Raw genomic sequence first — 12105 nt, 5'->3', positions numbered from 1 at the left:
GCCGTGCCGATACGAAACGTGCGGGTCGTGCCGGCTTATCGGGTGCCTAGACCCTCTGCGTCGTGAATCCGGTGTGCGGACGTTCGGACGATTGCTGTGCCGGCTTGTGCGGCTTCGACGCCGCGGACATCCCATGCTGAGCAGCGCATCTCGCTATGCAGTCGCTGCTTGTGACGAGTGTTTCACGTGAAACACTCGACACCGGAGTGTGGCACCACTGGGGGCGTCTGTGCGACTGGGCCGATCCTTGATTCCGGCGTCCGATGAATCGACGATGGTCAGACATTGACGGCCGCCCATATCTCCAGGGTTGGTTGAGGCCTGTTGTGGTCCGCAGGGGAGTGATCATCGTCGCAACCCCAGACTCGGGCGCCCATGCTGCGGCGACCGAGTAGTGCGTGGATAGTACTAGGTGTCCGGTGCGGCAGTCCGCGGTGCATTCAGGCAAGTCGTACGCGTGGAGTTTCCGGCGCTGGTGAACCTGGCGCCGGCCTTGGTGCCTACCGCGGTACATGACGTGCACCTCCGAGTGTGCTCCCGGTTCACCTCGGTCATTGAGCGCTCTGAGCCGGCGGCCTTTGGCGCGCAGGCTCGACGTTTCACGTGAAACAGAGGCATAGGCGGCAGACATCTCACCCCGTGTCGATGACATCGGGCGATCGGGTGCCGTACGAGCAGGCGTATGAGAGTGCCTCTATCGGTCGACGCGGCGACACAGACAGACCCTCGGCCCCGACGACCCGATACATCGATTCCAGAGCTTCGAGCGCAGTACCGAACTCCCCGGTTATTCCGGACCACACTGGTCGCCGGGCGTTGAAGGGAACCCGGCCCACACCGGTGGGCACGAAGGGCCGCCCTTTGCGATGCCGGCGCCGGCGCCGAGCCGACCCCGTGCGAGTGAAGGTCCGTCGCCTCGATTAGAGTGGAACGCGGCCCCGAAAGGAGTGGATGTTTCACGTGAAACAACCCGAAAAGGCACCACCGAACGATGGCTTCGGGATGGACACCCCACTCGCCCGCGAACTTGCTGATCTCAGCGCGCGCCGGCGGACCCTGGAGGAGGTCGCCCTCGAGTTCGATGGCTCGCAGACGCGTGTCCTCACGATCTCGAACCAGAAGGGCGGGGTGGGAAAGACCACTACCGCGGTCAATGTCGCTTCCGCTCTCGCGCATCTGGGGGCGAAGGTTCTCGTCATCGACCTCGACCCTCAGGGCAACGCGTCGACAGCTCTCGGCATCCCGCACAGCGCGGAGGTCACGAGCATCTACGACGTCCTCATCAACGACGTTCCGCTCGCAGACATCGTGCAATCGAGTCCCGAGTCCGAGAACCTGTTCTGCGCCCCCAGCACCATTCACCTCGCCGGAGCGGAGATCGAACTCGTCGCTCAGGTCGCGCGCGAGCATCGGCTGGGGCGCGCTCTCGACGCCTATCTCACCGCCCATCCGATGGACTTCGTGATCATCGACTGTCCTCCCTCTCTCGGGCTGCTGACGATCAACGCGTTCACCGCGGCATCCGAAGTCTTCATCCCGATCCAGTGCGAGTACTACGCCCTGGAAGGGCTGAGCCAGCTGCTCGGCAGCATCCAGATGATCCAGAAGCACCTGAATCCGAAGCTGCACCTGTCGACGATCCTTCTGACGATGTACGACGGTCGCACACGTCTGGCGCAGCAGGTCGCAGACGAAGTTCGCGGCCACTTCCCGGAGCAGGTGCTCCACACCGTCATCCCTCGATCGGTCCGCGTCTCCGAAGCTCCGAGCTTCGGTCAGACCGTCATCGAGTACGACGGCAACTCGGCCGGCGCGGTCGCGTACCGCGAAGCAGCAGTCGAGATCGCGCAGCGCACAGCGGCGCGCACCAGCAGCACACAGAGCAAGGAGAACTGATGGCGAAGCGAACTGGACTCGGGCGGGGGATAGGAGCCCTCATCCCCACGTCTGAGCAGACCGAACGGCCTGTCGATGTCTTCTTCCCCGGTGCGAAGATCAAGCCCGAGGCGCCCGTCGAGGTCGAGGCGGCTCCGGAGCTCGCCGAGATCCCTGGCGTGCGCCTGGTCCACGTCGATCCGAACCAGATCGTTCCGAACCCGCGCCAGCCCCGAACGCACTTCGATCCCGAGCACCTCGCCGAACTCGTCCACAGCGTTCGTGAGTTCGGTGTGCTGCAGCCGGTCGTGGTCCGCACGAACGCCGACGGGGCGTACGAGCTGATCATGGGAGAGCGACGCACCCGCGCCGCACGCGAGGCCGGTCTCGAGACGATTCCGGTGATCGTCCGCGACACGACGGACGAGGACCTCCTCCGCGACGCGCTGCTTGAGAACCTCCACCGGTCGGAGCTCAACCCGCTGGAAGAGGCGTCCGCCTACCAGCAGCTGCTCGAGGACTTCGGCATCACGCAGGAAGAACTCGCGACCCGCATCGGTCGTTCGCGTCCTCGCATCAGCAACACCATCCGGCTGCTCAAGCTGCCCGTCCCGGTGCAGCAGCGTGTGGCCGCCGGCGTCCTGTCCGCAGGGCACGCACGCGCGATCCTGAGCCTGGAAGACCCGGAGGCGATGCAGCGCCTCGCCGACAAGATCATCAACGAGGATCTGTCGGTCCGCGCCGCGGAAGAGGCCGCGAAGGCGACGCCGCGCGAGGCGGGATCGAAGACCGCCAAGGCCCAGCCGGGCGCGCGACGCGCCTACCTGGATGAGGTAGGAAGCAAGCTCGGCGACCGCCTCAACACTCGGGTCAAGGTGAACCTCGGTTCACGAAAAGGCCAGGTCGTCATCGATTTCGCATCGATTCAGGATCTCAATCGCATCCTCGCCGAACTCGGCGAGGATGGATACGGCGCCTGACCGGCGCTCTTCCAGATCATCGCCCCACAAGGGCATCCCAATAGACTCGCCGCAAACGGGGGAGCGGAACAATGTCGAATAGCAGACTTCCTGGACGCATGAGCAGCCGGGTCATCGGAATCAGTATCGCGGCGGCCCTGGGTGGCTTCCTCTTCGGCTTCGACACGGCGGTGATCAACGGGGCCGTCGATGCCCTCGCAGGCGCGTTCGAACTCGGCGCCGCACTACAGGGCTTCGCCGTCTCATCGGCGCTGCTCGGCTGCGCGGTCGGGGCCTGGTTCGCCGGTGCCCTCGCGAACAAATGGGGACGCATCCCCGTCATGGTCATCGCCGCGATCATGTTCCTGGCTTCGTCGATCGGCTCCGGTCTGGCCTTCGGCGTCATCGACCTGATCATCTGGCGCGTGATCGGCGGCCTCGGTGTCGGTGCGGCATCCGTCATCGCGCCGGCCTACATCGCTGAGGTCTCACCGGCGCGCATCCGCGGACGACTCGGATCCCTGCAGCAGCTCGCGATCGTTCTCGGTATCTTCACCGCGCTGGTCTCGAACGCGATCCTCGCGAACGTGGCCGGCGGAGCAGCGGCCCCGCTGTGGTTCGGGCTGGACGCCTGGCGGTGGATGTTCATGGCGGAGGCCGTTCCCGCGATCGTCTACGGCGTGATGGCCCTGCGCCTGCCAGAGTCGCCTCGGTTCCTCGTCGCACGCGGAGAGCTCGACAAGGCGTCGCGGGTTCTGTACGACTTCACGGGCGAGACCGACGTGAATCTCAAGATCCAGGAGATCCAGGCGACCATCAACACCGAGAAGAGAGAGTCCCTGCGCGACCTGCGCGGCAATCTCTTCGGGCTGAAGCCGATCGTGTGGGTCGGCATCCTGCTCAGCGTCTTCCAGCAGTTCGTCGGCATCAACGTGATCTTCTACTACTCGACGACGCTGTGGCTGTCGGTCGGGTTCGACGAATCGAATGCGCTGCTGACGTCCGTGATCACATCGATCACGAACATCGTCGTGACCATCGTCGCGATCCTGCTCGTCGACAAGGTGGGTCGACGCCCGATGCTGCTGATCGGATCGGTCGGCATGACGATCACGCTCGGTCTCATGGCCGTCGCCTTCTCGTTCGGAACGCTTCAGGACGGCAACGTGGTGCTTCCCGAGCCGTGGTCGCTGGTCGCGCTCGTGTGCGCCAACGGGTTCGTGGTGTTCTTCGGGGCGACCTGGGGGCCGCTGGTGTGGGTTCTGCTGGGCGAGATGTTCCCGAACTCCATCCGTGCCGGTGCGCTGGCGGTCGCCGCGGCTGCGCAGTGGATGGCGAACTTCTTCATCTCGACGACGTTCCCTGCCTTCGCTGAGATCGGACTCACGTTCGCGTACGGTTTCTACGCCTTCTTCGCGGCTCTGTCGTTCTTCTTCGTGTACTTCCGAGTGCCGGAGACCAAGGGACGAGAGCTGGAGACCATGACGGATGTCGTCGAGATCACGCACCGAGGTCATAAAAAGCGCGCGTAGGCTTGACGGGTGACTGAAGCCATCCCTCGCCGAGCCAGCCTCGAAGTGCTCCGCGCCGAAGCGGCCGACGAGCTCGGCGTGCTGGTCCAGGAGCGGCTTCTCGGGGGCGAGGACCCGTGGGATTTCATGGAGGACCTGCCGAGCATCGACGAGCTCGTGGTGTACCTGCTGCGTGCGGACAATATCGCCGCCAACGACGGCGTTCGCCCGAATGCCGCTCGTCACTACCGTGTGCTGCGGCAGATCGCCCTGGAGTATCCGCCGCTGACGCCGGCAGTCTGGAAGCTTCTGGGCGACGGTCCGAAGTACCGCCGTTGGGATGCCACGATCGCCGACGCCAACTGACGCGATCCGGCGGTAGCATGGCGACCGTGCTCGTCGACTATGACCCCGCGTGGCCCGGGCTGTTCCAGGAGGCAGCGGTGGAGCTGCGGCGTCTGGGCGACCCTGAGTGGGAGATCGAGCACATCGGCTCGACGGCGGTACCAGGGCTGAAGGCCAAGCCGATCATCGATGTCGCGGTGCGCATCCTCGACGCCGCGGCACTGGAGCCGCACCTCCACAGGCTCGAAGGAGCCGGATGGCGGATCGGCAGCGGTGTGCGAACGCATCCGGTGCTCGTCTTCGAACCGGAGGGGATCCGCACTCGGATAGCGCACTTCTTCCCGCAGGAGCAGTGGGAGCACGCGAACCAGCGCCTCCTCCGCGACTGGCTGCTCACCCACCCCGACGACGCCGCGACATACGAAATCACCAAGATCGCTGCGGCTCAGCGAGCGGCCGATGGCGATGGGCGATACAACGGCGGCAAGACGGCCATCATTCAGCAGATCGTCGACAAGGCGCGCGCGTCACGCGGCCTGCCAGCGGTGCCTGTCTACGACAAGTGACGAAAAGACCCGCCCCTCGGAAGAGGGACGGGCCTTCGAAGCGTCGGAGTCGCTCAGCCGATGAACTCGGCGAGGTCCTGCTCGAGCGCGAACTTCGGCTTGGCGCCGATGATCGTCTTGCGCTCCTCGCCCGCCGAGAAGACCTTCATCGCCGGGATCGACGTGATCTGGTACTTCATCGCCAACTCGGGGTTCTCGTCCACGTTGAGCTTGAGGATCGTGATCTTCTCAGGGTGCTCGGACTGGATCTGGTCCAGAACGGGCGCGACCATGCGGCACGGGCCGCACCACTCCGCCCAGAAGTCCACCAGAACGGTGCCCTCGGCCTGCAGCACGTCCTGATCCCACGTCGCCTGGCTCGTCGCCTTAGCAGTCATCAGTCTTCTCCTTGATCGAAGTCTTACCTGCCCCAACAGCAGGCGGGTGGAAAGTGTTCCCTAGCCGACGATGACCTCGGCGGCTTCCGCAGCCGGGACCTCGACGGAAGCATCCTCAAAATCCGCGAGGAAGTGCTCGGCATCCAGCGCCGCGACCGTGCCGGAGCCGGCCGCCGTGATCGCCTGACGGTAGTGCGGGTCGATGACGTCGCCGGCGGCGAAGACACCGGGCTTCGACGTCACGGACGTCCGTCCGTCGACCCAGATCGTGCCCTCTGCGGTCAGGTCGAGCTTGCCGTGCACGAGGTGCGTACGGGGGTCGTTGCCGATCGCGACGAACAGGCCGTCCAGCGGCAGGTCGCTCAGCGAGCCATCCGTGGTGGAGCGCAGCTGCACACCGGTGACCGCGGAGTCGCCCGTGATCTCGGCGACTTCGCTGTTCCAGATGAACTCGATCTTCTCGTTCGCAAAGGCGCGCTCCTGCATGATCTTCGAGGCGCGCAGCGAGTCCTTGCGGTGGATGATGTAGACCTTCGAGGCGAAGCGCGTGAGGAAGGTCGCCTCCTCCATCGCGGAGTCGCCGCCGCCGACGACCGCGATCGTCTTCTCGCGGAAGAAGAAGCCGTCGCAGGTGGCGCACCAGGAGACGCCGTAGCCCGACAGGCGCTCTTCGCCTTCGACGCCGAGCTTGCGGTACGCCGAACCCGTCGCGTAGATCACGGTTCGCGCCTCGTGGCTCGCGCCGGAGCCGAGCGTCACCTTCTTCACCGGACCATCCAGATCGAGCGAGGTGACGTCGTCGTAGACGACCTCGGTGCCGAACTTCTCGGCCTGCTGCTGCAGCTTGGCCATCAGCTCAGGGCCCTGGATACCGTCGGGGAAACCCGGGAAGTTCTCGACCTCGGTGGTGTTCATCAGCTCTCCGCCGACTTCGACCGAGCTCGCGATGAGCAGCGGCTCGAGGCTCGCGCGCGCCGCGTAGATGGCGGCCGTGAATCCGGCCGGGCCGGAGCCGATGATGATGACCTGACGCATTTGCTCTCCTCGTTCCACTGCTTCAACCCATGGTAACGGCGAGGCATTCCCCGACGCGTGCCTCAACGCCCGGGCAGCACCCGCTTCACGATGCTCTTGGCGACCTGCAGCTCGGGTGCGCGCAGCACCCACAGGAAGACCACGTAGACGGCGACGGATGCGACCGCGATGATCCCCGCGCCCAGCACACCGAGGATCTTGTCCGCCGTGGTCCAGCCGTCCACCCCGCCGAGCAGCAGGAACACCCCCCAGCCGGCCGCTCCGGCGGGGATCGCTGCGAGAGCGAATCGGCCGAGCGACAGCATCCATCGTCCGGTCTCGAGCGAGCCCAGCCGGCGGCGCAGCAGGATCGTGGCCACGACGGTCTGCACGGTTCCGGCGATCGACTGCCCGAGCGCCACAGCGGCGGCCAGCAGAGTGAGCGGCAGGACACCGGATGCGGACAGCCCCCAGGCGATCGTCGCGGTGATGGCCACCAGCGCGCACTGGAACAGCGTGAAGAAGAACGGCGTCCTGGTGTCGCCGTAGGCGTAGAAGGTGCGCTGCACGATGAACAGGACGGCCAGCGGCAGCAGTCCGACGAGATAGCAGACGAGGACGATCGCAGCGTCCACGGCATCCGATGAGGAGTTCGTGAAGACACGGGAGGCCGGTACGGCGGCCGCCACGACGGCCGCCAGAGCGCCCATCAGGAAGAACCCAAGCGTTCGGATGCTGCGCGAGATGTCGCCCCGCACGTCGTCGTCACGCCCCGCTGCGGCGTGCTCGGACAGCTGGGTGAAGTACGGGGTGCCGATCGAGTGCACGATGATCGAGTACGGCAGCATGAAGATCAACCAGGCGTTGTTCATCACGAACAGTCCGGCGCCGTATCCCGAAGCCTCGCTCACGACCCAGTTCTGGTAGAAGCCGGCCGCCATGCTCGACAGGGCCATCATGAGCGTCCAGCCGGCGATGCGGCCGACGTTGCCGAGACCGACACCGCGCCAGCGGAAGTCGACTTTGAGCGCGAGTCCGGTCCTGCGCCAGAACAGCAGCAGGATGCCGGCCTGCACGGCGATGCCGGCCGTGGCGGTGCCGCCGAGCCAGGCGATCTTATCGGGCGTCCAGTCGGCGACGTCGACGAGGTCGCTGCCGAACACCGCGCCGATGAGCAGGAACCCGATGATCGAGATGATGTTGTTCGCCACCGGCGCCCAGGTGAACGGCCCGAAGATGCGCTTCGCGTTCAGGGTCTCGCCGACGAGGGCGTAGAGGCCGTAGAAGAGGATCTGCGGCAGGCACCAGTACGCGAACGCGGTCGCGAGCGCGAGCTGTTCGACGTTGTAGGCCTTCAGCTGCAGCGTGACCAGCCACGGAGCGGCGATCATCGCCACCGCGGTCGCCACGACCAGCACGACCGTGCCGAGCGTGAAGAGCTTGGAGATGAAGGCGTTGCCGCCGTCGGAGTCGCGGCTCGCCTTGACGATCTGGGGCACGATCACGGCCGTCAGCACGCCGACCGAGATCAGATTGAAGACGCTGTTGGGCAGCTGGTTGGCGACGGCGAACGCGTCGGCCGCCTTCGAGCCGACAGAGCCGATCACACCGACGAGCACGATCGTGCGCAGCAGCCCCGTCAGACGGGATACGAGGGTTCCCGCACCCAGCAGTGCGCTGGCCCGGCCGAGGCTGGTCATCGATCTCCTTCGTGGGGCGCTGTCGCGGCATCGGCTTCTGCGGCATCCTGCTCCGACTCGTCGGAGGACGTCGCCCGATCGCGCCGTCGACGTCGCACCGTGCGCACGATGCCGAAGACGAGCAGGAGCACGATCATCGAGGCGAGGATGCCGAGCCCGATGTTCTCCCATTCGGCGCGCACCGTGACCTGCGCGGTCTGCGGAGCGCCGATCTGCACGCCGGTCGGGCTCGTGAGCGTGAAGCTCACCTGCAGCTCGCCGCTGGCCACGCGTGACTGCACAGGGATCAGCACCCTGGTGTTGCTCTGCGGCTGCGCCTGGACCTGGGTGTAGGGCTCGATCACGACGCGGGAATCCGACGGCAGCACCTCGAGGTTCAGGTTCACGGGCCACGGCAGGTCGTTGCGGATCCACACCGGCAGGTCGACGTTCGCACTGATGAGCTGGATCGGCGCCGGATCCTGGATGGCCACCGAATCGAGTGTCGCGACCGTTGCTGACCGATGATCATCCTTGTCGGTCTCGAACTCGGAGTCGCTCAGCCCGACGCCCAGCACCCGCAGGATGCGGATCCGCTCCGGCGCCAGCAGAACCTGAGGATCATCGAGGATCGTCGCGAACGCCTCCAGGGTGTCCTCGTCCGCGAGCAGGGTCGTCAGCGTCGTCGCGCGTGCTGCATCGGGTTCGCTCGCGAGCGTCACCGGAGCCGGCGGCGTCTCCTGCAGGGAGCGCAGCGGCACTGCTGCAGCGGTCTGGATCACTTCGCGGAGCGCCTCGGCGGATCGGTCCTCGTCGCGATCGAGCCCGATGAGGATGCCGGATGCCGGCGCACCGGTGAACGACAGTTCGGCGTTGGCCTGGGCGAGCAGCGCGTCACGGACGGCGTCGTCCGCTTCGGCGGCGGCCGCCGACATCATCGCCGACACCTCGGCGTCGGTCACGAGCACGCTGGAGGCGCCGACGCGGGCATGACCGGCGGCGTCGCGCTCGGCCGCCGACGTCGATGGCAGGATCGTCGTGGCCGGTTCACCGAGATAGGTGTCGAAGGTCGCGAGATCGTCGGCGGTCACGTCTGCGCGCGGCCACAGGATGCCTTCGAGCTCGCCGCGGAGAGCCGTCAGTTCCGCGAAGTCCGGAAGCTCGACCGCGCTGCTGGCCGAAGGCGACGGTGTCGGCGTGGGGGTCTGTCCCTCGCCGACGGGGAAGTCGGCGGAGTTCATGAACGGCTCGAGCGTGGTCGGCGCGAGCGCCGCCGCCAGGCCGGCGTGCGCCTGAGTCGCCACGTCCGCATCGCCGAACTGCAACGCGAACGTCTCGTTCGGCAGGGCCTCGAGGCGGTCGAGCCAGGCCACGGCCTCGGCGGGAGCGGACTCTCCCAGCACTCGGATGGCGGCAGGGATCGCGGGATCGACGGCGAGGACCGCCATCGTGCCGGTCACGCCATCGAGCTGCGCGGTGAGCGATCCGTCCACGGCAGTGAGTGCGGACAGCTCGTCGGAGCTGAGCATCGCACCGGATGCCGGGGTGGCGGTGATCGGAACCACGATGCTCACCCGCGGGGCAGTGTCGGGACGCACCGTGAGGACGGAGCGCACGGTGGCGTCCCACGAGTCTCCGTCGCCGGTGACGGCTCCCGCCAGCGTGGCGTTGACCGGGTACACGCCAGGCGGCAGCTGCTGCACCAGGTCGGATGTCGCGAGGATCGGCGTCGAGAGATCGCTCTGCGAGGCGACAGGGGCGGTCGGGGCCGAGAACAGAGGGGTGGGGGCGCCGATGCCCGCGCCGGATCCCAGCCAGGCGGTCACCGATGACGTGTCCGCGAGCGGAGTCGGGTCGATCTCGAGTGCGACCCGCGCGGCGGAGAGCTCCTGACCGGTGTCGTTCTCGACGGTGACGGTGCCCGAGAGCGGAGCGCCGGCCGTCACGGCGCCGTGCGTGCCGAGCGAGAGCGTCAGCGTCACCGAGCCGTCCGTGGTCGGATCCTCGGTGGGCTCGGCGAGAGCCGGCGAAGCGATGCCCAGGACGCCGATGATCGCGGCCGCGACGGCGACGGCGAGCACAGCGAGAGCGTGGGCGATGGGATGCCGACGCGCACGCGGAGCTGTACGGGGGATGATCACGGTCTCGGGGTCTTCCTCGAACACGGCGAGCGGTTCGTGAGTGCGGACCCTGTGATTCTAGGCGGGACGCCGATACGAAGCCTGAAGGCGCGTAGAGTGACGGCCGTGTCCGACACCCCTGCCATCGCACCGGATCCCCTGCGCGCCTCCGCTCTCGCCGCCGATCTCGACGCCGCCGACTTCCGTTCCGAGCCGCTTCGGCGGTTGTGGGGAGAGGAGGCGGACGACGCGCTCGGACGGGGTCTGCGCACGCCGATCCTCCGTGCGGTCGATGGAGACTCGTCTGCACTCGCCACACTCGGACGCTTGTTCGTTCTCGGCATCCCGCAGTCGGAGGAAGTCGTCGCCGCAGCCCTGCCGCGCGTGGGGGTCGACGGTCTGGTCTCACTGGGGCTGGCAGTGGCGGATGCTGCGGCATCCGTCATCCGTCCGACGGCGCTGCTGCGCCCGCAGTCCTTCGTCGACGTCGACGGCGTCGGCGAGTGGTGGATCGCAAGCGATCTCGACGAGGTGGCGCTCGGGACGGCGCTTCCCGCAGACCACGTCCTCGGAGTCGGCGGTGCGTCTCGGACGCTCGCGGAGCTGGTCGTCCCTCAATCGGTGAACCGCGCGCTCGACCTCGGCACCGGGTGCGGCATCCAGGCCCTGCTGGTGTCGCGTCATGCCGGTGCGGTGGTCGCGACCGACATCTCCGAGCGGGCACTCGCCTTCGGAGAGCTCAATGCGCTGCTCAACGGCGTGACGAACATCGAGTTCCGGCACGGCAGCATGTTCGAGCCGGTCGCCGGTGAGGCGTTCGATCTCGTCGTCTCGAACCCGCCCTTCGTCATCACGCCTCGCGCCGGCGACGTGCCGGCGTACGAGTATCGCGACGGCGGGCTGATCGGCGACGCGCTCGTCGAGCAGTTCCTGCGCACCGTGCCGGATCATCTGACCCCCGGGGGGATCGCTCAACTGCTGGGCAACTGGGAGTCGCGGGCCGGCGTCGCGGCGTTCGACCGCCTGCGCGCGTGGATCCCCGCGGACCTGGATGCCTGGGTGATCGAACGCGAGGAGCTGTCGCCGCTGGCCTATGCGGAGTTGTGGATCCGCGACGGCGGCACGACGCCGAGGGATGCCGGGTTCACGCCGTTGCTCGAGGCCTGGCTGGATGACTTCACCGCGCGGGACGTCACGGCGATCGGGTTCGGCTACGTGCTGCTCCGGCGCGGAGCTGCGGATGCCGGGGCGCTGCGCCGGTTCGAACGGATCCGGCAGCCGCTGTCGCAGCCCGGACGCGCGCTGCAGGGCGGTCTCGCCGCTCACGATGCGATCGCCGGTGGCATCCCGCAGACGCTGTTCGTCGCCGGCGACGTGACCGAGGCACGCCACCTGATGCCCGGCAACGACGATCCCAGCGTGATCGAACTGCGTCAGGGTGGCGGATTCGGGCGGACGATCGCGGTCGATCCTGCGCTCGCGGCGTTCGTGGGGGCGTGCGACGGCGACCTCACCGTGGCACAGATCGTCGCGGCGCTGGCCGACCTGTTCGAGGTGCCGTTGGCCGATCTCTGGGCGGACCTCGAGCCGCGGATCCGTCAGCTCATCCTCGATGGCTTCCTGGCGCCGGCTCCTGGCGCGGAATAGCCCACCCGTTTC

At 67.2% G+C, this 12105-nt stretch carries 10 protein-coding genes; 6 read left to right on the top strand and 4 right to left on the bottom strand.

The features are described 5' to 3' along the window. The first annotated feature begins 1002 nt into the window (after positions 1-1002). From ACFCYE_RS02270 to ACFCYE_RS02250, 5 genes are all read left to right on the top strand, one after another. Complete coding sequence (locus tag ACFCYE_RS02270; protein WP_376175930.1) at positions 1003-1896, top strand: ParA family protein; 894 nt, start codon at positions 1003-1005, stop codon at positions 1894-1896. Beyond that, positions 1896-2855 (top strand): ParB/RepB/Spo0J family partition protein, encoded by a 960-nt coding sequence (locus ACFCYE_RS02265; protein ID WP_376175929.1) that lies wholly within the window; start codon positions 1896-1898, stop codon positions 2853-2855. Before ACFCYE_RS02270 ends, ACFCYE_RS02265 begins: the two co-directional genes overlap by 1 nt. Positions 2856-2953: 98 nt before the next feature. Then, the gene (locus ACFCYE_RS02260; protein ID WP_376175928.1) at positions 2954-4366 is read left to right on the top strand and encodes a sugar porter family MFS transporter; all 1413 of its coding nucleotides are present in this window, start codon (positions 2954-2956) and stop codon (positions 4364-4366) included. Between the two features lie 9 nt (positions 4367-4375). Next, on the top strand, positions 4376-4711 hold the full coding sequence (locus ACFCYE_RS02255; RefSeq protein WP_376175927.1) for a tryptophan synthase subunit alpha: 336 nt from the start codon (positions 4376-4378) through the stop codon (positions 4709-4711). Between the two features lie 26 nt (positions 4712-4737). Beyond that, positions 4738-5256, top strand: a complete 519-nt coding sequence (locus tag ACFCYE_RS02250; RefSeq protein WP_376175926.1) for a GrpB family protein — start codon at positions 4738-4740, stop codon at positions 5254-5256. 53 nt (positions 5257-5309) lie between these two features. Here ACFCYE_RS02250 and trxA read toward each other — a convergent pair whose 3' ends face one another. The 4 genes from trxA to ACFCYE_RS02230 form a co-directional block, all read right to left on the bottom strand. Next, a complete protein-coding gene (gene trxA, locus ACFCYE_RS02245; RefSeq protein ID WP_243228441.1) occupies positions 5310-5633 on the bottom strand; it encodes a thioredoxin in 324 nt (107 codons plus the stop codon). Positions 5634-5693: 60 nt separating this feature from the next. Continuing rightward, positions 5694-6668, bottom strand: a complete 975-nt coding sequence (gene trxB / locus ACFCYE_RS02240) for a thioredoxin-disulfide reductase (RefSeq protein WP_376175925.1) — start codon at positions 6666-6668, stop codon at positions 5694-5696. A gap of 62 nt (positions 6669-6730) precedes the next feature. Further along, a complete protein-coding gene (gene murJ / locus ACFCYE_RS02235; RefSeq protein ID WP_376175924.1) occupies positions 6731-8347 on the bottom strand; it encodes a murein biosynthesis integral membrane protein MurJ in 1617 nt (538 codons plus the stop codon). Beyond that, the gene (locus tag ACFCYE_RS02230; protein WP_376175923.1) at positions 8344-10491 is read right to left on the bottom strand and encodes a DUF6049 family protein; all 2148 of its coding nucleotides are present in this window, start codon (positions 10489-10491) and stop codon (positions 8344-8346) included. Before ACFCYE_RS02230 ends, murJ begins: the two co-directional genes overlap by 4 nt. 72 nt (positions 10492-10563) lie before the next feature. Here ACFCYE_RS02230 and ACFCYE_RS02225 point away from each other — a divergent pair, with 72 nt between their 5' ends. Further along, positions 10564-12093, top strand: a complete 1530-nt coding sequence (locus ACFCYE_RS02225; protein ID WP_376175922.1) for a methyltransferase — start codon at positions 10564-10566, stop codon at positions 12091-12093. Positions 12094-12105: the final 12 nt, after the last annotated feature.

The organism is Microbacterium sp. NPDC056234 (genome assembly GCF_042267585.1).
Taxonomy (GTDB): Bacteria; Actinomycetota; Actinomycetes; order Actinomycetales; family Microbacteriaceae; genus Microbacterium.
The sequence above is the reverse complement of the archived record's forward strand: the minus strand, read 5'-3'. Positions and strand labels throughout refer to the sequence as shown.

Excerpts from the sequence above, each read along its gene's own strand:
- ACFCYE_RS02265 (WP_376175929.1), top strand. The coding sequence starts at position 1,896 with ATGGCGAAGCGAACTGGACTCGGGCGGGGGATAGGAGCCCTCATCCCC.
- ACFCYE_RS02270 (WP_376175930.1), top strand. The coding sequence starts at position 1,003 with ATGGACACCCCACTCGCCCGCGAACTTGCTGATCTCAGCGCGCGCCGG.
- ACFCYE_RS02260 (WP_376175928.1), top strand. The coding sequence starts at position 2,954 with ATGAGCAGCCGGGTCATCGGAATCAGTATCGCGGCGGCCCTGGGTGGC.
- trxB (WP_376175925.1), bottom strand. The coding sequence starts at position 6,668 with ATGCGTCAGGTCATCATCATCGGCTCCGGCCCGGCCGGATTCACGGCC.
- trxA (WP_243228441.1), bottom strand. The coding sequence starts at position 5,633 with ATGACTGCTAAGGCGACGAGCCAGGCGACGTGGGATCAGGACGTGCTG.
- murJ (WP_376175924.1), bottom strand. The coding sequence starts at position 8,347 with ATGACCAGCCTCGGCCGGGCCAGCGCACTGCTGGGTGCGGGAACCCTC.